This window comes from Streptomyces sp. NPDC037013 (genome assembly GCF_055607265.1).
Genome location: NZ_JBVJRV010000002.1, coordinates 160,152 through 178,356, shown reverse-complemented (window position 1 = coordinate 178,356; position 18,205 = coordinate 160,152). Strand labels below are relative to the sequence as shown.

Genomic DNA, 18,205 nt, shown 5'->3' with positions numbered 1-18,205 from the left:
GCTCACGCTCCGGCGGTGGCGACGAGGACGGCGGCGACGGCCAGGACGACCGTGCCTGCGAGCAGCGCGCTCAGATAGGTCTGGACGTTGCCGGTCTGCGCGCGGCGGACGGCCGCGCCCAGCCAGCGGGGCACCGCGCCCGCGCCGCGTACGTACGTCTCGACGACCTCGCGGTCGAGGAAGCGGACGAGACCCGCCGCGGCCCGGACGGGACGCACGAACAGGGCGGCGTAGACGGTGTCGAGGTGGAAGCCGACGGCAGCGTGCCGGTGCAGGGGGCCGAGCAGCAGCCGGCCGGGGTCCGCCGGGTCCGGGGCCGACGCGACGTTCCCGTACGCGGGGGCGTGGGACGCGATCGCCTCCGCCTCGACCAGTCCGGCGTCGCCACCCGTGTCCGCGGCGACCGCGCCCATCGGGACCCGGGCGGTGAGCGCCGTGGTGTGCCGCCACGCGCCGTAGGTGACCAGGCCGCCGACGAGCGCGAGGCCGGTCCCGAGGACCGAGGTGGTGAAGGTCGGCGTGAGCGAGTGGCCGTCGAACCAGTCCGGCAGGACGCCGACGGCGAGTCCGAAGGCGAGCGAGGGGACGGCGAGCACCCAGAGCACGGCCGTCATGGTGACGGGCTGCCTGCCGTGGTCGGGGGCCTCGGCGCCCGTTCCGTTGAAGGCGAGGAGCCACAGGCGCGTCGCGTAGGCGGCGGTGAGGAGGGCGGTGAGCAGACCGGCGACGAGGACGATCCAGCCCGCCGCGGCCGGCACGGACTCCGCGTGGCCCGTGGCCGTGTGCTCGGCGGCGCCGAGCACCGCCTCCTTGGAGAAGAAGCCGCTGAACGGCGGGATCGCGGCGAGCGCGAGGAGCGCCACGGTCATCGTCCAGTAGGCGTCGGGGATGCGGTCGCGCAGGCCCTTCATGCGGGACATGGCGGCCAGCGAGTTGGTGCCGGCGGCGTGGATGATCACGCCGGCCGCGAGGAACAGCAGCGCCTTGAAGGCGCCGTGCGACAGGAGGTGGAAGACGGCGGCCCCGCGGTCGCCGACGGCGAGGGCGCCGGTCATGTAGCCGAGCTGGCCGATCGTCGAGTACGCGAGGACGCGCTTGATGTCGTCCTGGGCGAGCGCGGCGAGGGCTGAGCCGGCCATCGTGACGGCGGCCATGACAGCGAGGACGACCAGGGCCGCACCGGAGGCGGCGAAGACGGGAAGGAGCCGGGCCACGAAGTAGACACCGGCGGCGACCATCGTCGCGGCGTGGATCAGCGCGGAGACCGGCGTGGGGCCGGCCATCGCGTCGGGCAGCCAGGTGTGCAGCGGGAACTGCGCGGACTTGCCCGCCACGCCCGCGAGCAGCAGCAGGGCGATCAGCGTCGGGTGGTCGAGACCGCCGTCCGCGACCTTCGCGAGGATCGTCGTGATGCGGAAGGAGCCGGTGTCGGCGGCGAGCGCGAACAGGCCGATCAGGAAGGGGACATCGCCGAGCTTGGTGACGAGGAACGCCTTCAGGGAGGCGGCGCGCGCCTCGGGCGTCTCCCAGTAGTGGCCGACGAGGAAGTACGAGCAGATGCCCATGACCTCCCAGCCGACCAGCAGCACCATCAGGTCGCCGGAGTAGACGACGAGCAGCATCGCGGAGGTGAAGAGGGAGACGAGAGCGGCGTACGAGGGGTAGCGCGGGTCCTCGCGGAGGTAGCCCGTCGAGTAGATCTGCACGCAGGAGGCGACGACGCCGACCAGGACGGCGACGAGGGCGGCGAAGCCGTCGATGTGCAGGGCGAGTTCGATGGGGACCGAGCCGGTCGGGGTGAGTTCGGTGGCGGCGTCGAGGGAGGCCTGGCCGCCACCGGTGCCACCGCCCTGGCGGACGGCCACGGTGACGGCGAGCAGCAGAGCCGTCAGCGTGGGCAGCACCGCGAGGGGCCGTACGAGACCGGGGACGCGGCGGCCGAGCAGGAGGCCCGCGGCCGCGCCCAGGAACGGCAGGAGGGGGACGAGGACGGCGAGGGTGGTCGTGGTCACGCGGTGGCCTCAGCCTTCTGCGACTTCTGAGACGTCTGGGGCCGGTGGGCCGCGCCGGGCTCGTCGGCGGCAGCGCCCTCGGCGTCGTCTCCGCCGGGGCCGTCGGGGCCGGTTCCGTCGGGGCCTTCGGCGGTGTCGCGGAGGTCGTCGACGGCGGAGCTGCCGCGGTTGCGGTAGACGGCCAGGACGATCGCGAGGCCGATGCCGATCTCGGCGGCGGCGATGGCGATGGTGAAGAGGGTCAGGGCCTGGCCGGCGTGGAGGGGGTCGCGGAGCCAGACGTCGAAGGCGACCAGGTTGAGGTTGACGGCGTTGAGCATCAGCTCGACGGACATCAGGACCAGGATCGCGTTGCGGCGGGCGAGCACTCCGTAGAGGCCGACGCAGAAGAGGAGGACGGCGAGTACGGCGGGATAGGCGAGATGGAGGTGCATCAGCGGTTCTCCTCCCGGTCCTGGGCGGCCCGGTCCTGGGCGGTGTTCTTGCGGGACAGGACGATCGCGCCGACGAGGGCGGCGAGCAGGAGGACGGAGAGCGCCTCGAAGGGGAGCACCCAGTGCCGGAAGAGGATCGATCCGGTCACGTCGGTGGAGCCCTGGGCGGCGCCGTCCAGGTCGATCACCGTGGTGCGGAAGGCGTCCACGACGACCCAGACCAGGGCGGCGGCAGCGGCGAGGGCCACCGCGAGCGCGACCGGCCGGTTGCCCGAGTCGGCGTCCGGGGAGCGGCCGATGGGCGCCCTGGTCAGCATCAGCCCGAAGAGGAGGAGGACGACCACGGAACCGACGTAGATGAGGACCTGCACCCAGGCGATGAACTCGGCGGTCAGCAGGAGGTACTCGACGGCGAGCCCGCCGAGCGCCACGACCAGCCACAGCGCGGCGTGCACCAGCTGCCTGGTGGTGACGGTGATGACGGCCGCGCCGAGCGTGACGAGCCCGACGAGCAGGAAGGCGATCTCGACGCCGGTCGGGGAGAGGAAGCCGGCCGTCGCGGCGGCGCTGGTCACGACTGGCCGCCCTTCGCCTCGGGCCCGGCGGCCGGCGGCTCGGGAGTGGTGGCCGGGGGCCGGGGAGTGGTGGCCGGGGGCTCCGGAGGGACGGCGGCTGCCTCGGCGGCGGCCAGCTTCTCCGCGGTCTTGCGGGCGGCGGCGAGTTCCTTCGGGTCCTCGGCGCCGGCGTCCAGGGCGGGCGGGGCAGGGACCGTCCACATCCACTCGCGGAGCTTGTCGCGCTCGTGGGTGAGTTCATGGATGTCGGTCTCGGCGTACTCGAACTCCGGGGACCAGAACAGCGCGTCGAAGGGGCAGACCTCGATGCAGATGCCGCAGTACATGCAGAGGGCGAAGTCGATGGCGAAGCGGTCGAGGACGTTCCGGCTGCGCTCGCGGCCGCCGGGGGCGGCGGGCGGGACCGTCTCCTTGTGGGAGTCGATGTAGATGCACCAGTCGGGGCACTCGCGGGCGCACAGCATGCAGACCGTGCAGTTCTCCTCGAAGAGACCGATGACGCCCCGGGTGCGGGGCGGCAGTTCGGGCTGGTGCTCCGGGTACTGCTCGGTGACGGTCTTCTTCGTCATCGTGCGGAGGGTGACGGCGAGGCCCTTGGCGAGGCCTGACCCTGGGACCGGGGGCATCAGTTGATCGCCACCTTCACGATTCCGGTGAGCGCGATCTGCGCGAGGGCGAGCGGGACGAGGAGGGTCCAGGAGAGCTTCTGGAGCTGGTCCTCGCGGAGACGGGGGTAGGACACGCGCAGCCAGATGACGACGAAGGCGAGGACGGCCGTCTTGAGCAGGGTCCAGACCCAGCCGAGACCGTCGGCCCCCCACGGACCGTGCCAGCCGCCCAGGAACAGGACGGTGGTCAGGCCGCACAGGACGACGATTCCGGCGTACTCGGCGAGGAGGAAGAGGGCGAAGCGCAGCCCGGTGTACTCGGTGTAGGCGCCGAAGATGATCTCGGAGTCGGCGACCGGCATGTCGAAGGGCGGGCGCTGGAGTTCGGCGAGCCCCGCGACGAAGAACACGAGCGCGCCGACGATCTGCCAGGGCAGCCACCACCACTCGAAGGCGTCGACGATGCCGGGCAGCGAAACCGTGCCGGCGGCCATGGCGACCGAGGCGGCGGCGAGCAGCATCGGGAGTTCGTACGCGAGGAGCTGGGCGGCGGTGCGGAGGCCGCCGAGGAGGGAGAACTTGTTGGCACTGGCCCAGCCGGCCATGAGCGAGCCGAGTACGCCGATGCCCATCACGGCGAGCACGAAGAAGATCCCCGCGTCGACGACCTCGCCGACCGCGCCCTCGCCGGGGCCGACCGGGATCGCGATCAGGACCAGGAGGTACGGCAGGAGGGCGACCGCGGGGGCCAGCTGGAAGACGCGCCGGTCGGCCTCGGCCGGGACGACGTCTTCCTTCTGGGCGAACTTCACGCCGTCGGCGACGAGTTGAGCCCAGCCGTGGAACCCACCCGCGTGCATGGGGCCGAGGCGGCCCTGCATGTGGGCCATCACCTTGTGCTCGCTCTGGCCGACGACGAGGGGTAGGACCAGGAAGACGGCGAAGACGATGACGAGGCGCAGGGCGACGTCGAGGGCGTCGTTCACTCGGTGCCTCCTGGGCGTTCGCCGTTTTCGGGGGTCTTGGGGGGCGGGGGTGCCTGGGTAACGTCGGCGGCCTCCGCCTGCGGGTCTGCCTGTCCGTCCCCTTCCGGCTGTCGCTTCTCTTCCGGGGTGTCGAATGCGGGGCGGGCGTGGTGCCACGGGGCGTCGGAGCTGCGCCGAGGCGTCGGCTTGGCGGGCTTCGCCGCCGGGGCAGCCTTGGGCGCGCCTCCGGTCGCGCCTTCAGGCGCCGTTTCGGTTGCCCCCTCGGGCGCAACCCGAGGCTTCGCCTCCGAACCGGCCTGAGGAGTCACTTCCGGTCCGGCCTGGGCCTTCGCTTCCGGTCCGGTCTGAGGCTGCGCCTCCGGTTCGCCCTGAGCCTTCGCCCCCGATCCACCCTGAGGCTCCGCCTCCGCGGCCGTCCGCTGGGATGCGGAGCCCTGGGTCACGCTTCGGGAGCGTCTCGGGGGGCGGCCCGTTGCGGGGGCGGGGGTACCCGGCGGGGCGGGAGTCGTCGGGGGGGCGGGGGGCTCGGTCGTCGTGTCCGGGGCAGGCGTCCGCTGGGATGCCGAGCCCTGGCCCGCCGTGCCGGGTGTCGTGTCCGGGGCTGGCGCCGACTGGGATGCGGAGCCCTCGCTCGCCGTGCGAGTGCGGCGGGCCGGGCGCTCACCGGACGCCGCCGCGGTGTCCGGGGCGGGCGTCCGCTGGGACGCGGGGCCCAGGCCCGCCGTGCCGGGTGTCGTGTCCGGGGCTGGCGCCGACTGGGATGCGGAGCCCTCGCTCGCCGTGCGAGTGCGGCGGGCCGGGCGCTCACCGGACGCCGCCGCGGTGTCCGGGGCGGGCGTCCGCTGGGATGCGGAGCCCTCGCCCGCCGTGGTCGATGTCGCATCCGGGGCAGACGTCGGCTGGGATACGGAGCCCTCGCCCGCCGTGCGGGTGCGGCGGGCCGGCCGGTCGCCGGACGTCGCCGCCGCGCGGGCCGCGCCGCGGGTGGGGGTCGCCGTGCGGCCCGCGCCGCGGGCGGGGCGGGCCGGGGCCGCGGGGAGCTGTCCCTTGAGGGGGCCCCATTCGTTCGGGTCGGGGACGCCGGGGGGCAGCATCTGGCGGCGTTTCGGGCCGCCGTGCTCGGACTCCCCCGGCTCCTTGGCGCCGGGCCACGCCTTCGCGACGCGGGCCGCGAGCACGAAGTCCTTGCGGAGGGGGTGGCCCTCGAAGTTCTCGGGCAGGAGCAGCGGGGTCAGCCCGGGGTGCCCCTCGAAGGTCACGCCGAACATCTCGTGCGTCTCGCGCTCGTGCCAGGCCGCGCCCGCGTAGACGTCGACGGCGGAGGCAAGCACCGGTGCCTCGTGCGCGACGGTCGTGCGGAGCATGAGCCGGCGTACGGGCGAGAGCGCCACGACGTGGGCGCAGATCCGAAAGCCCGTGCCCGGCTCGTCGACCGCGCTGAGCCAGTCGAAGTACGTGCAGGCCAGCGTGGTGCGGGCGGTTTCGAGGGCGGTGGTCCACGTGGCGGCGGGGACGTCGACGGTGAGTACGTCGTACGACTCCTCGGCCGTCGCCTCCGCGCCGAAGAGCTCCTCGACGGGGCTCGGCAGCCAGCCGGTCACCGCTCCCCCTCTCCCCCGCCCGGAGCCGACCCCGGAGTCGGGGCCTGGACCAGGCCGCTGCGCAGTGCGGCCGTCGAGGGCCGCGCGCCGTTCCCGTACCGCTCGCCCAGCGACTCGCGCGCGATCTTCTCCTGGAGCTTGAGGATGCCCTGGAGCAGCGCCTCGGGCCGGGGCGGGCACCCGGGGACGTACACGTCGACGGGGATGATCTGGTCGACGCCCTTGGTGACGGAGTACGAGTCCCAGTACGGGCCGCCGCAGTTCGAGCAGGCGCCGAAGGAGATGACGTACTTCGGCTCGGGCATCTGTTCGTAGAGGCGCTTCACCGCGGGCGCCATCTTGTCCGTGACCGTGCCGGAGACGACCATGAGGTCGGCCTGGCGCGGGCCCGGCGCGAAGGGGATGACGCCGAGCCGGATGAAGTCGTGGCGCGCCATGGACGCGGCGATGAACTCGATGGCGCAGCAGGCGAGGCCGAAGTTGAAGACCCAGAGCGAGTAGCGGCGGCCCCAGTTGAGGACCACCTTCATCGGCTCGGGGGCGAGGCGGGAGAGCACGCCAAGCCTCTTCGGCTCCGGAAGGTCCACGGGTTCGGGGGGCACGGCACTCACGTCCATGTAAGGACGCCCTTCTTGTATGCGTACAGCAGGCCCACGGCGAGGAAGCCGAGGAAGATGAACATCTCCACGAGCGTCGTCGCGCCGTAGCCGCGCGCGGCGAAGACCGTCGCCCAGGGGAAGAGGAAGATCGAGTCGACGGCGAAGATCACGTAGAGGAACGCGTAGACGTAGTAGCGGACCTGGGTGTGGGCCCAGCCCTCGCCGACCGGGTCGACGCCGCACTCGTACGTCAGAAGTTTCTCGGGGGTCGGCACCACCGGGCGCAGCAGGCGCCCCGCGCCGAAGGCCACGGCGACGAACAGCACGCCCACGACGGCGAGCAGCCCGACGACGGAGTACGACTGGTGGTAGCCGGCCGCGACGCTCGTCACGTGCACGTCAGTCCCTCACTCCCTGACCGTCCTTGACCTGGCCGTCCCCGGCCGGGCCGTCCTTGACCTGACCGTTCGACGATCTGTACGCACGGGAGTCTAGGGCCTGCTAAAGGTTCGGTAAGCAGAGCGTCACGCATCCGTCAGGGCACGGCGCCGTGCCGCGGAGCCGGTGAGGCGGCGAGGTGGGGTTATCCCCCGGGTGCCGGGGCGGCCGCCCTCATGGCGCCGCGGCGCCGGGCCGGGCACTCTGGCGCGTATGACCGCACGCACCATGCCTTCGCACGACGACCGGCCGCCGCCCGCGCGTTTCGCCTACGACCGGCACACCTGGAAGGAGATCGCCCACCTCCTGGTGAACCTGCCGCTGGGGATCGTCGGCTTCGTCTACGCGGTGTCCGTCCTTGCGGTGGGCGCCGGCCTGACGGTGACGGTGGTCGGCTTTCCGGTGCTCGCGCTGGGGCTCCTCGGCGCGCGCCTCCTCGGCAGGGCCGAACGGGCGCGGGCCCGGAAGCTGCTCGGCGTGCATGTGGACGAGCCGAGCCCGATGCCGGGCCACCGCGGGCAGAATTTCTTCGGCCGGGTGTGGGCGAGCCTGAAGGACCCGGTGGGCTGGCGCACCATGCTGTACGCCTTCATCCGGCTGCCCTGGGGCGTGCTCACCTTCGCCGTCACGGTGACGGGGCTCTTCGTGCTCTGGCCGGTGCTGCCGTTCATCGCGCGGCTGCTCACCAACGCCGACCGGGCGATGGTGCGCGGACTGCTCTCCCCCTCCGACGAGTTGGAACGGCGCATCGCCGAACTGGAGTCCGACCGCGGGGTGGTCGTGGACACCGCCGCCGCCGACCTGCGCCGCATCGAACGCGACCTGCACGACGGCGCCCAGGCCCGCCTCGTCGCCCTCGCCATGGGTCTCGGTCTCGCCAAGGAGAAGCTCCTGGAGGACCCGGACGCCGCGGCCTCGATGGTCGACGAGGCGCACGGCGAGGTGAAGCTCGCCCTCCAGGAGCTGCGCGACCTGGCCCGCGGCATCCACCCCGCCGTCCTCACCGACCGCGGCCTGAACGCCGCGCTCTCCTCGGTCGCCTCGCGCTGCACGGTGCCGGTGAAGGTGACCGCCGACCTGCCGACGCGCCCGGCGGCCGCCATCGAGGGCATCGCGTACTTCACCGTCTCCGAGCTGCTGCAGAACATCAGCAAGCACAGCGGCGCCAAGTCGGCCTCGGTCGAGGTGTGGCGGTCGGAGGACCGGCTGCTGATCCAGGTGTGGGACGACGGGCGCGGCGGGGCGCGGCTCGACGGCGGCACGGGCATGGCGGGGCTCGCGGACCGGCTCGGCGCGGTGGACGGCCTCTTCGTGATCGACTCGCCGGTGGGCGGTCCCACGACGGTCACGGCGGAGCTGCCGTGGCGGGACCGCTCGGCGGACGGCGCGTCCGGCTCCCCCTCCCGGCCTGCCGCCGGCCCCCTCCCCCGGAGGTAGGGAAAACCCCCGGTCGAAGACGCCGACCCACTCCATGGTCCGGATCCGCCGCACCGGCGAGTCTTGAACCACGGCAACCAGAGGGCGTCGAGCGCCGACGGCGGCGGGACGCGACAGACGACCAGCGACCAGCGACCAGTCGGCAAGCGACACACGGCGAGCCACGCCACCGACGCGAAAACGGAAACGGACAGCGATGGCCACGGACACGGATTACGGACAGGGGTACGGGTACATGGACCGGCCGGATTTCCGGGGTACGGACGTCGAGGAGCGGCGGCGGCACCGCCTGCCCGCCGCACTGCGCGCCCCGTTCGAGGCCCGCACGTGGCGGGAGTTCGCCTACACGATGCTGAACCTGCCCATCGGCATCACGTCCTTCGTCTTCGCCGTCGTCTCGCTCTCGCTCGGCGTGGGGCTGCTGATCACCTTCATCGGCATCCCGGTGCTCGCGGCCGGCCTGGCCGGCTGCCGCGGCATCGGCGCCCTGGAGCGGACGCGGGCGCGCGGGCTGCTCGGTCTCGATGTCGCGGCGCCGGAGCGGCTGCGCCCCGAGAGCGGCGGTCTGCTGGCCCTCATGGGGGCCATGCTGAAGAGCGGTGCCTCCTGGCGGCACCTGCTGTACTCGCTGCTGATGCTGCCGTGGTCGCTCTTCTCGTTCACGGTGGGCATCGTGTTCTGGGCGTACGGCTGGGCGATGCTCACGTACCCGCTGTGGTTCTGGCTCTTCCCCATGTACGGCGGCCAGGACGGCATCCAGCTCTACGCCGACGACGGCCACCGCATCTACCTCGACAACCCCTTCGAGATCGGGCTCACCGCGGCGACCGGCCTGCTCATCACGTTGGCCACGCCGTGGATCCTGCGGGCGCTCACGACGGTGGACCGGGTGATGGTGTACGGGCTGCTCGGCCCTTCGCGGCTCGCGACCCGCGTGGTCGAGCTGGAGTCGGACCGGGGCATCGTCGTCGACACCGCCGCCGCCGACCTGCGCCGCATCGAACGCGACCTGCACGACGGCGCCCAGGCCCGCCTCGTCGCCCTCGCCATGGACCTGGGGCTCGCGAAGGAGAAGCTGGCCGAGGACCCGCAGGCCGCGGCGCGCATGGTGGACGAGGCGCACGGCGAGGTGAAGGTGGCCCTCCAGGAGCTGCGCGACCTGGCCCGCGGCATCCACCCCGCCGTCCTCACCGACCGCGGTCTCGACGCCGCCCTCTCCTCGCTGGCCGCGCGCTGCACGGTGCCGGTCCAGGTCGAGGTGGACCTGTCGAGCCGCCCGGCGGCGGCCATCGAGGGCATCGCGTACTTCACGGTCTCCGAGCTGCTGCAGAACATCAGCAAGCACAGCGGTGCCCGGGCCGCGGGCGTCGACGTCTGGCGGGCCGAGGACCGGCTGATGCTCCAGGTCACCGACGACGGCAGGGGCGGTGCCGACGTCTCGGCCGGCTCCGGCCTGGCCGGGCTCGCCGAGCGGCTCGGCGCGGTCGACGGGATCCTGGTCGTCGACTCGCCGGCGGGCGGCCCGACGACGGTCACGGCGGAACTGCCGTGGCGCAAGGCCTGACCGTCCCGGCCCCACACCCCGGACCGGCCTCCTAGCAGCACCTCCCGCGCGCGACAACCCCCAATAACCCCCGCAACAGTCTCGGGGGCAGACCGGTGGCCGGCCGTGGATCGCGCGATACTGAGGTGCCGGGTGTTCGGCCGACGGACGTCGTCGGTCCTGCCCGGGCCGTGCGAGCGCGCGGGGGGAACAGAAAAGTGCCGGGGGGCCAGAAAAGTGGAGGACAAAGTGCGGGTGGTCATCGCCGAGGATTCAGTGCTGCTTCGGGAGGGCCTGACCCGGCTGCTGACCGACCGCGGGCACGACGTGGTCGCCGGAGTGGGGGACGCGGAGGCGCTGATCAAGACGATCACCGACCTCGCGGCGCAGGACTCGCTGCCGGACGTGGTCGTCGCCGACGTGCGGATGCCGCCGACCCACACCGACGAGGGCGTGCGCGCCGCGGTGTATCTCCGTCATCAGCACCCGGACCTCGGGGTCCTGGTCCTTTCGCAGTACGTGGAGGAGCAGTACGCCACCGAGCTGCTCGCCGGGTCGAGCCGGGGCGTGGGCTATCTGCTCAAGGACCGGGTCGCCGAGGTGCGGGAGTTCGTGGACGCGGTGGTGCGGGTCGCGGAGGGCGGCACGGCGCTCGACCCCGAGGTCGTGGCGCAGCTCCTTGGGCGCAGCCGTAAACAGGACGTGCTCGCGGGGCTGACCCCGCGCGAACGCGAGGTGCTCGGCCTGATGGCCGAGGGCCGGACGAACTCGGCGGTCGCCCGCCAGCTCGTGGTGAGCGACGGCGCCGTGGAGAAGCACGTGAGCAACATCTTCATGAAGCTCGGCCTGGCTCAGAGTGACGGGGATCACCGCCGGGTGCTCGCGGTCCTCACCTACCTCAACTCCTGATCGACTGACACCCTGTCAGACAGCGCCCGGGGATGAGGGTCCCGCAACAGCGGGATCAGGGGCGATCACCGAGCGTCACGACCGACCATGTGCGGCCAGAGGCAAGTCCTAGAACCAAAGGATGAGCGGGGAGCATCATCCAGGAAGGGCCGGGGGCGAGGCAAACCATGGCAAATCAGTGCAACACGGTGTCTCATAAGTGCATCCACCATGCGAACAACCCCAGGAAGGCGCCCCTTACAGACGTAGGGTGGACCTTGGGATCGTCGGCCGTCCCGGCGATTCCGCTCAGTCGCCTCGAGGGAGGTCCAGTTCAGTGACCAGCCAGGTCAGTAGCCAAGCCGAGCAGGCCGACGGAGCAGTCGTCGGGGAGCAACGCAAGCCTGCGGGTGACAAAGATGTGCGCCGTCTGGACCGGGTGATCATCCGTTTCGCGGGTGACTCCGGTGACGGGATGCAGCTCACGGGTGACCGCTTCACCTCGGAGACGGCGTCCTTCGGCAACGACCTGTCGACGCTGCCGAACTTCCCCGCCGAGATCCGGGCGCCCGCCGGGACACTCCCGGGCGTGTCCTCCTTTCAGCTGCACTTCGCCGACCACGACATCCTGACGCCGGGCGACGCGCCGAACGTGCTGGTGGCGATGAACCCGGCGGCGCTGAAGGCGAACATCGGCGACGTGCCGCGCGGCGCCGAGGTCATCGTCAACACCGACGAGTTCTCCAAGCGCGCGATGCAGAAGGTGGGTTACGCCACCTCGCCGCTTGAGGACGGCTCCCTGGACGGCTACAGCGTGCACCCGGTGCCGCTGACCACGCTGACCGTGGAGGCCCTGAAGGACTTCGACCTCTCGCGCAAGGACGCGGGCCGCAGCAAGAACATGTTCGCGCTCGGCCTGCTCTCCTGGATGTACCACCGGCCGACCGAGGGGACCGAGAAGTTCCTGCGGACCAAGTTCGCCAAGCGTCCGGAGATCGCCGAGGCGAACATCGCGGCGTTCCACGCCGGCTGGAACTTCGGCGAGACCACCGAGGACTTCGCGGTCTCCTACGAAGTGGCCCCCGCCTCCCAGGCGTTCACGGCGGGCACCTACCGGAACATCTCGGGGAACCTGGCGCTCTCGTACGGCCTGATCGCGGCGGGGCGCCAGGCCGACCTGCCGCTGTACCTGGGCTCGTACCCCATCACCCCGGCCTCGGACATCCTGCACGAGCTGTCCCGGCACAAGAACTTCGGCGTGCGTACCTTCCAGGCCGAGGACGAGATCGCGGGCATCGGCGCGGCGCTGGGCGCGGCGTTCGGCGGGTCCCTCGCGGTGACGACGACGTCCGGCCCGGGCGTGGCGCTGAAGTCGGAGACCATCGGCCTGGCCGTCAGCCTCGAACTGCCGCTCCTGATCGTCGACATCCAGCGCGGCGGCCCGAGCACGGGCCTGCCGACCAAGACCGAGCAGGCGGACCTGCTCCAGGCGATGTACGGGCGCAACGGCGAGGCGCCGGTCCCGATCGTGGCGCCGAGGACACCGGCCGACTGTTTCGACGCGGCCCTTGAGGCGGCCCGGATCGCGGTGACGTACCGGACGCCGGTGTTCCTGCTCTCCGACGGCTATCTGGCCAACGGCTCGGAGCCCTGGCGCATCCCCGAGGTGGACGAACTGCCCGACCTGCGGGTCCAGTTCGCCTCCGGACCCAACCACACCGAGGCCGACGGCACCGAGGCCTTCTGGCCGTACAAGCGCGACCCGCAGACGCTGGCCCGCCCCTGGGCGATCCCGGGCACCCCGGGCCTCGAGCACCGCATCGGCGGCATCGAGAAGCAGGACGGCACGGGCAACATCTCCTACGACCCGGCCAACCACGACTTCATGGTCCGCACCCGGCAGGCCAAGGTCGACGGCATCGAGGTGCCCGACCTGGAGGTCGACGACGTGACCGGCGACGCCGACACGCTCGTCCTCGGGTGGGGTTCGACGTACGGCCCGATCACGGCGGCGGTCCGCCGGCTGCGCACCGCGGGCGAGTCCATCGCGCAGGCCCATCTGCGCCACCTCAACCCGTTCCCGCGGAATCTGGGCGAGGTCCTCGCGCGTTACGACAAGGTGGTGATCCCCGAGATGAACCTCGGCCAGCTCGCCACGCTGGTCCGCGCGAAGTATCTCGTGGACGCCGTCTCGTACAACCAGGTCAACGGAATGCCGTTCAAGGCCGAGCAGCTCGCCACGGCTCTCAAGGAGGCCATCGATGGCTGACACGAAAGCGGCCGGACCCACGGGGGCCAAAAGCACGATCGAGGCGCTCTCCCTCGTGCCCAAGGCCGAGGCCCAGCAGTCCATGAAGGACTTCAAGTCCGACCAGGAGGTGCGCTGGTGCCCCGGCTGCGGTGACTACGCCGTGCTGGCCGCCGTGCAGGGCTTCATGCCCGAGCTGGGTCTGGCGAAGGAGAACATCGTCTTCGTCTCGGGCATCGGCTGCTCCTCCCGCTTCCCGTACTACATGAACACCTACGGGATGCACTCCATCCACGGGCGCGCCCCGGCCATCGCCACCGGACTCGCCTCCTCGCGGCGGGACCTGAGCGTGTGGGTGGTGACCGGGGACGGCGACGCCCTGTCGATCGGCGGCAACCACCTCATCCACGCCCTGCGCCGCAACGTGAACCTGAAGATCCTGCTGTTCAACAACCGGATCTACGGCCTCACCAAGGGGCAGTACAGCCCGACCTCCGAGGTCGGCAAGATCACCAAGTCGACGCCGATGGGCTCCCTGGACGCCCCCTTCAATCCGGTCTCGCTGGCGATCGGCGCCGAGGCGTCGTTCGTGGCCCGGACGGTGGACTCCGACCGCAAGCACCTCACCTCGGTGCTGCGCGCGGCGGCCGACCACCCCGGCACCGCGCTGGTGGAGATCTACCAGAACTGCAACATCTTCAACGACGGCGCCTTCGAGGTCCTGAAGGACAAGCAGCAGGCCGAGGAGGCGGTGATCCGTCTGGAGCACGGGGAGCCGATCCGCTTCGGTGCCGAGGGGGCGAAGGGCGTCGTGCGCGACGCGGCGACGGGTGACCTCAAGGTCGTCGCCGTCACGCCGGAGAACGAGTCCGACATCCTGGTCCACGACGCGCACTCCACGTCGCCGACCACGGCGTTCGCGCTCTCCCGGCTCGCCGACCCGGACACCCTGCACCACACCCCGATCGGCGTCTTCCGCGACGTCGAACGCCCGGTCTACGACACGCTCATGGCCGACCAGCTCGACAGCGCCATCGAGAGGGACGGCAAGGGCGACCTCGCCGCGCTCCTCGCGGGCAAGGACACCTGGACGGTCGTCGGCTAAGACAGACCCCGGCCCGTCCCGCCGCGCCCCGAGGCCCGGTCCTGAGCGTTCAGGACCGGGCCTCGTCGTATGCCCGGCGGGCCTCCCGCACGTCGTCCATGCGCCGCTCCGTCCACGTCGCGAGGGCCCTGACCTGTCCGGCGGCCTCGCGGCCGAGCGGAGTGAGGGAGTAGTCGACGCGGGGCGGGATGACCGGCTTGGCGTCGCGGTGCACCAGGCCGTCGCGCTCCAGGGTCTGCAGGGTCTGGGCCAGCGACTTCTCGCTGACGCGGCCGATGTGGCGGCGCAGCTCGCTGAACCGGTACGAGCGCTCCTCCAGGGCGATCAGGACGAGGACGCCCCACCGGCTCGTGACGTGCTCAAGGACGAGGCGGTGCGGACACATCTCCTCGCGGGTGGCCCAGTCGCTTACGTCCATGCCAGTACCTTACTTCAAAGTGGGTACTTACGGAAAGTTAGCGCCGGACCTAGGGTGAGTGGCAGATCAGTCACAACGTCCCGAATCGGAGATTTCACCCATGAGCATCGTCGTCACCGGAGCCACCGGAAACCTGGGCCGCCTCGTGATCGAGGGACTGCTGGCCGCCCGCGTCCCCGCCGCGCAGATCGCCGCCGTCGTCCGCGACAAGGAGCGGGCCGCCGGCCTCGCCGAGCGCGGCATCGAGCTGCGGATCGCCGACTACGACGCCCCCGAGACCCTGCGCGGCGCCTTCGCCGCCGGGGACCGCGTCCTGCTGATCTCCGGCAGCGAGGTCGGGCGGCGGGTGCCGCAGCACGGCGCGGTGGTCGACGCCGCGCGCGAGGCGGGCGTCGCGCTCCTCGCGTACACGAGCGTCCTCGGCGGGCCCGACGCCGACTTCGAGCTGGCGGCCGAGCACAAGGTGACCGAGCGGCTGATCCTCGACTCCGGCCTGCCGTACACCTTTCTGCGCAACGGCTGGTACCACGAGAACTACACCGAGCACCTCGCCCCGGTCCTGGAGCACGGCGCCGTCATCGCCTCGGCCGGCGAGGGCCGGGTCGCCTCCGCCGCGCGCGCCGACTACGCCGCGGCCGCCGTGGCCGTCCTGACCGGCGAGGGCCACGAGGGCAGGGCCTACGAGCTGAGCGGCGACGTCGCGTGGAGCTTCGCCGAGTACGCCGCCGAGGTCGCGGCGCGCAGCGGCAAGGACATCTCGTACGCGAACGTCCCCGCCGAGCGGCACCTCGCCGTGCTGACCGGCGCGGGGGTGCCGGAGCCGATGGCGGCGGTCCTCGTCGACGTGGACGCGGCCATCGCGCGGGGACGCCTCGCGGGGACCTCCGGCGAGCTGGCCCGGCTCATCGGGCGGCCCACGACGCCGCTCGCCGACGCGGTCTCCTCGGCGCTCGGCCGCTGACCGCCCCACGCGGACGCCCACGCCGATGTCATGAGCGTCTCCCGGTGACAGGCATGACAGGCGGGGGTTTCCGGCGCTACCTTCTGGGAAGCAGCGTGGGGCTGCCGTGCACCGAGGAGGGGCCGTGGAGAGCGGAGCAGCCGGGAAGTCCGGGAGCGAGCAGCGCGTCGGGCTGCTGAACGGCTTTGCCGCCTACGGGATGTGGGGACTCGTCCCCCTCTTCTGGCCGCTCCTCAAACCGGCCGGCGCCGTCGAGATCCTCGCCCACCGCATGGTCTGGTCCCTCGCCGTGGTGGGCGTCGCGCTGCTCTTCATCCGGCGCTGGGACTGGGCGCGCGCGTTGCTGCGCCAGCCGCGCAGGCTCGGCCTGGTGGCCGTCGCCGCGGCGGTCATCACGGTCAACTGGGGCGTCTACATCTGGTCCGTGAACTCCGGTCACGTCGTCGAGGCGTCCCTCGGCTACTTCATCAACCCGCTGGTCACCATCGCCATGGGCGTCCTGCTCCTGGGCGAGCGGCTGCGTCCCGTGCAGTGGGCGGCGGTCGGCATCGGCCTCGCGGCCGTGCTCGTCCTCGCCTTCGGGTACGGCAGGCCGCCGTGGATCTCGCTCTGCCTCGCCTTCACCTTCGCCACGTACGGCCTGGTCAAGAAGAAGGTCAACCTCGGGGGCCTGGAGTCGCTCGCCGCCGAGACCGCCGTGCAGTTCCTGCCGGCCCTCGGCTATCTGATCTGGCTCGCCTCGCGGGGCGACATCGTGTTCGGCACGCGGGGAGCCGGGCACGCGGCGCTGCTCGCGGCCACCGGGGTGGTCACCGCCGCGCCCCTGGTCTGCTTCGGGGCCGCGGCGATCCGGGTGCCGCTCTCCACCCTGGGGCTGCTGCAGTACCTGGCGCCGGTCTTCCAGTTCGTGCTCGGCATCCTGTACTTCCACGAGGCGATGCCGCCCAAGCGGTGGGCGGGCTTCGCCCTCGTGTGGCTGGCGCTCTCGCTGCTGACCTGGGACGCGCTGCGCACGGCGCGGCGGAACGCGGCACGGATCGCCGCGGCACGGCGGGCGGCCGACGCCGCGCCCACGACGCCGCGGGACGAGCCGGAACCGGCCCTTTAGCCCGCTCCACGCACGCTCCGGCTCGTCACCGCTATAACTGGTCCCCATGACCACCCTGCACTGGAAGCTCGTCATCGACGCCCGCGACCCGCACGCCCAAGCGGTCTTCTGGGCCGAGACGCTGGGGTACGAGGTCGAGGACAACAGCACGCTCATCGAGCGCCTCCTCGGGCTCGGCGCGGCGCCGGAGGCCGCGACCGTCGAGTTCCGCGGCCGCCGCGCCTGGCGCGACCTGATCGCCGTACGGCACCCCGAGGACCCCTTCGACGAGCAGAGCGGCACCGGCCTGGGCCGCCGCATCCTCTTCCAGCGCGTGCCCGAGGCCAAGACCGGCAAGAACCGCCTCCACCTCGACGTACACACCGAGCCGGGCACCCGGGACACCGAGGTGACCCGGCTCGCCGCACTGGGCGCCACCGTGGCCCGGCACGTCAAGGAGCCGGGCGGCGAATGGATGATCATGACGGACCCGGAGGGCAACGAGTTCTGCGTCCACTAGAGGACGCTTGCCTCAGTCATCCGCGGGGCGCATCGACCTCGGGTTGGTGTCGAGTCCGCAGGCCGGTGGCGGTCACGGATGCCGTGCGGCGGACCAGTTCGGTGAAGTTTGGGCGCATGGCCGCCAGTTCGGGGTCGGAGGCGTAGACCGCGAGCATCGCGTCCGTGGGGCGGCTGCACTGCCAGGCGGTCATGGCCATCAGCAGCGTCGTCTCCGCCAGGGCGGCGGCACCCTCGGGGCCGAGTTCGGGGAGGTGGCGCAGGATGAGCTGGACCAGGGTCCGCAGGGACGCACGGGCGGCGCGTTTGTGGCGGATGCCGGTCTCGGTGGAGATGTTGTGCTCCAGTACCGCGCCCTGCGCGCTGAGCAGCTCGCACAGGACGGGCCGCCGCGCCATCGAGGTGGCGAGCAGGTCGGCGAGAGCGTCTTCGCGTTCTCGCACGGTGCCCCGGCCGTCCGCCCGTGCCCGGTCCAGCTCGGTGACCCAGTCCCGGATCTCGGTGTCGAGCAGGTCGAGCAGCACCGCTTCGCGTGATTCGAAATAGCGGAGCACGTTCGCCTTGGCCAGGCCGACGCGGCGGCTCAGTTCGTTCAGGCTCAGCTTCGCGACCGGCATCTCGGTCAGCATCGCGGCCGCGGTGGCCAGGATCTGGCGACGCCGCTGGGTGCGCTGCTCGTCGGTGCGGGCTCGTTGGAAGGTCACGGCCCTCATATTACAAACCGGCGGTACTTTGATTAGGTACCG

18 protein-coding genes are annotated in these 18,205 nt (G+C 72.0%); 8 read left to right on the top strand and 10 right to left on the bottom strand.

The window, feature by feature from the left end; translation table 11 throughout:
• Positions 1 to 2: 2 nt before the first annotated feature.
• Genes ACZ7DY_RS05895 through ACZ7DY_RS05860 form a run of 8 tightly spaced genes read right to left on the bottom strand, consistent with a single transcriptional unit; the run spans position 3 to position 7,213 of the window.
• Positions 3 to 2,012, bottom strand: coding sequence for an NADH-quinone oxidoreductase subunit 5 family protein (locus tag ACZ7DY_RS05895; protein WP_471130648.1), 2,010 nt, complete (start codon positions 2,010 to 2,012; stop codon positions 3 to 5).
• Positions 2,009 to 2,446 (bottom strand): NADH-quinone oxidoreductase subunit NuoK, encoded by a 438-nt coding sequence (gene nuoK / locus ACZ7DY_RS05890; RefSeq protein ID WP_471130645.1) that lies wholly within the window; start codon positions 2,444 to 2,446, stop codon positions 2,009 to 2,011. The genes ACZ7DY_RS05895 and nuoK overlap by 4 nt, the downstream gene beginning before the upstream one ends.
• Entirely contained in the window at positions 2,446 to 3,021 is a 576-nt protein-coding gene (locus ACZ7DY_RS05885; protein ID WP_471130643.1) for an NADH-quinone oxidoreductase subunit J family protein, read from the bottom strand. The genes nuoK and ACZ7DY_RS05885 overlap by 1 nt, the downstream gene beginning before the upstream one ends.
• Positions 3,018 to 3,647, bottom strand: a complete 630-nt coding sequence (locus ACZ7DY_RS05880) for a NuoI/complex I 23 kDa subunit family protein (protein ID WP_471130640.1) — start codon at positions 3,645 to 3,647, stop codon at positions 3,018 to 3,020. Before ACZ7DY_RS05880 ends, ACZ7DY_RS05885 begins: the two co-directional genes overlap by 4 nt.
• On the bottom strand, positions 3,647 to 4,615 hold the full coding sequence (locus tag ACZ7DY_RS05875) for a complex I subunit 1/NuoH family protein (protein WP_471130638.1): 969 nt from the start codon (positions 4,613 to 4,615) through the stop codon (positions 3,647 to 3,649). Before ACZ7DY_RS05875 ends, ACZ7DY_RS05880 begins: the two co-directional genes overlap by 1 nt.
• Entirely contained in the window at positions 4,612 to 6,216 is a 1,605-nt protein-coding gene (locus ACZ7DY_RS05870; RefSeq protein ID WP_471130636.1) for an NADH-quinone oxidoreductase subunit C, read from the bottom strand. The genes ACZ7DY_RS05875 and ACZ7DY_RS05870 overlap by 4 nt, the downstream gene beginning before the upstream one ends.
• A complete protein-coding gene (locus ACZ7DY_RS05865; protein ID WP_471130634.1) occupies positions 6,213 to 6,833 on the bottom strand; it encodes an NADH-quinone oxidoreductase subunit B in 621 nt (206 codons plus the stop codon). Before ACZ7DY_RS05865 ends, ACZ7DY_RS05870 begins: the two co-directional genes overlap by 4 nt.
• The gene (locus ACZ7DY_RS05860) at positions 6,824 to 7,213 is read right to left on the bottom strand and encodes an NADH-quinone oxidoreductase subunit A (protein ID WP_471130631.1); all 390 of its coding nucleotides are present in this window, start codon (positions 7,211 to 7,213) and stop codon (positions 6,824 to 6,826) included. Before ACZ7DY_RS05860 ends, ACZ7DY_RS05865 begins: the two co-directional genes overlap by 10 nt.
• Positions 7,214 to 7,466: 253 nt before the next feature.
• Between ACZ7DY_RS05860 and ACZ7DY_RS05855 the strand changes: the two genes are divergently transcribed.
• The 5 genes from ACZ7DY_RS05855 (at position 7,467) to ACZ7DY_RS05835 (ending at position 14,474) form a co-directional block, all read left to right on the top strand.
• A complete protein-coding gene (locus ACZ7DY_RS05855; RefSeq protein WP_471130627.1) occupies positions 7,467 to 8,690 on the top strand; it encodes a sensor histidine kinase in 1,224 nt (407 codons plus the stop codon).
• Between the two features lie 196 nt (positions 8,691 to 8,886).
• On the top strand, positions 8,887 to 10,254 hold the full coding sequence (locus ACZ7DY_RS05850; RefSeq protein ID WP_471130625.1) for a sensor histidine kinase: 1,368 nt from the start codon (positions 8,887 to 8,889) through the stop codon (positions 10,252 to 10,254).
• A 228-nt stretch (positions 10,255 to 10,482) separates the two neighbouring features.
• Positions 10,483 to 11,142: a response regulator transcription factor gene (locus tag ACZ7DY_RS05845; protein WP_471132330.1), complete on the top strand. Its 660-nt coding sequence runs from the start codon at positions 10,483 to 10,485 to the stop codon at positions 11,140 to 11,142.
• Positions 11,143 to 11,458: 316 nt separating this feature from the next.
• Complete coding sequence (locus ACZ7DY_RS05840) at positions 11,459 to 13,390, top strand: 2-oxoacid:acceptor oxidoreductase subunit alpha (protein WP_471130622.1); 1,932 nt, start codon at positions 11,459 to 11,461, stop codon at positions 13,388 to 13,390.
• Positions 13,383 to 14,474, top strand: a complete 1,092-nt coding sequence (locus ACZ7DY_RS05835) for a 2-oxoacid:ferredoxin oxidoreductase subunit beta (protein WP_471130619.1) — start codon at positions 13,383 to 13,385, stop codon at positions 14,472 to 14,474. The genes ACZ7DY_RS05840 and ACZ7DY_RS05835 overlap by 8 nt, the downstream gene beginning before the upstream one ends.
• Before the next feature lie 49 nt (positions 14,475 to 14,523).
• Here ACZ7DY_RS05835 and ACZ7DY_RS05830 read toward each other — a convergent pair whose 3' ends face one another.
• The gene (locus ACZ7DY_RS05830) at positions 14,524 to 14,892 is read right to left on the bottom strand and encodes a winged helix-turn-helix transcriptional regulator (protein WP_471130617.1); all 369 of its coding nucleotides are present in this window, start codon (positions 14,890 to 14,892) and stop codon (positions 14,524 to 14,526) included.
• A gap of 100 nt (positions 14,893 to 14,992) precedes the next feature.
• Here ACZ7DY_RS05830 and ACZ7DY_RS05825 point away from each other — a divergent pair, with 100 nt between their 5' ends.
• From ACZ7DY_RS05825 to ACZ7DY_RS05815, 3 genes are all read left to right on the top strand, one after another.
• Positions 14,993 to 15,853 carry an SDR family oxidoreductase gene (locus ACZ7DY_RS05825; protein ID WP_471130614.1) on the top strand — a complete coding sequence of 287 codons (861 nt, stop codon included), beginning with the start codon at positions 14,993 to 14,995 and terminating at the stop codon, positions 15,851 to 15,853.
• A 199-nt stretch (positions 15,854 to 16,052) separates the two neighbouring features.
• A complete protein-coding gene (rarD, locus tag ACZ7DY_RS05820; RefSeq protein ID WP_471132328.1) occupies positions 16,053 to 16,961 on the top strand; it encodes an EamA family transporter RarD in 909 nt (302 codons plus the stop codon).
• A 46-nt stretch (positions 16,962 to 17,007) separates the two neighbouring features.
• The gene (locus ACZ7DY_RS05815; RefSeq protein WP_471130612.1) at positions 17,008 to 17,460 is read left to right on the top strand and encodes a VOC family protein; all 453 of its coding nucleotides are present in this window, start codon (positions 17,008 to 17,010) and stop codon (positions 17,458 to 17,460) included.
• A 16-nt stretch (positions 17,461 to 17,476) separates the two neighbouring features.
• On the opposite strand, the gene ACZ7DY_RS05810 is transcribed toward ACZ7DY_RS05815, so the two are convergent.
• Positions 17,477 to 18,172, bottom strand: coding sequence for a TetR/AcrR family transcriptional regulator (locus tag ACZ7DY_RS05810; RefSeq protein ID WP_471130610.1), 696 nt, complete (start codon positions 18,170 to 18,172; stop codon positions 17,477 to 17,479).
• Positions 18,173 to 18,205 lie beyond the last annotated feature (33 nt).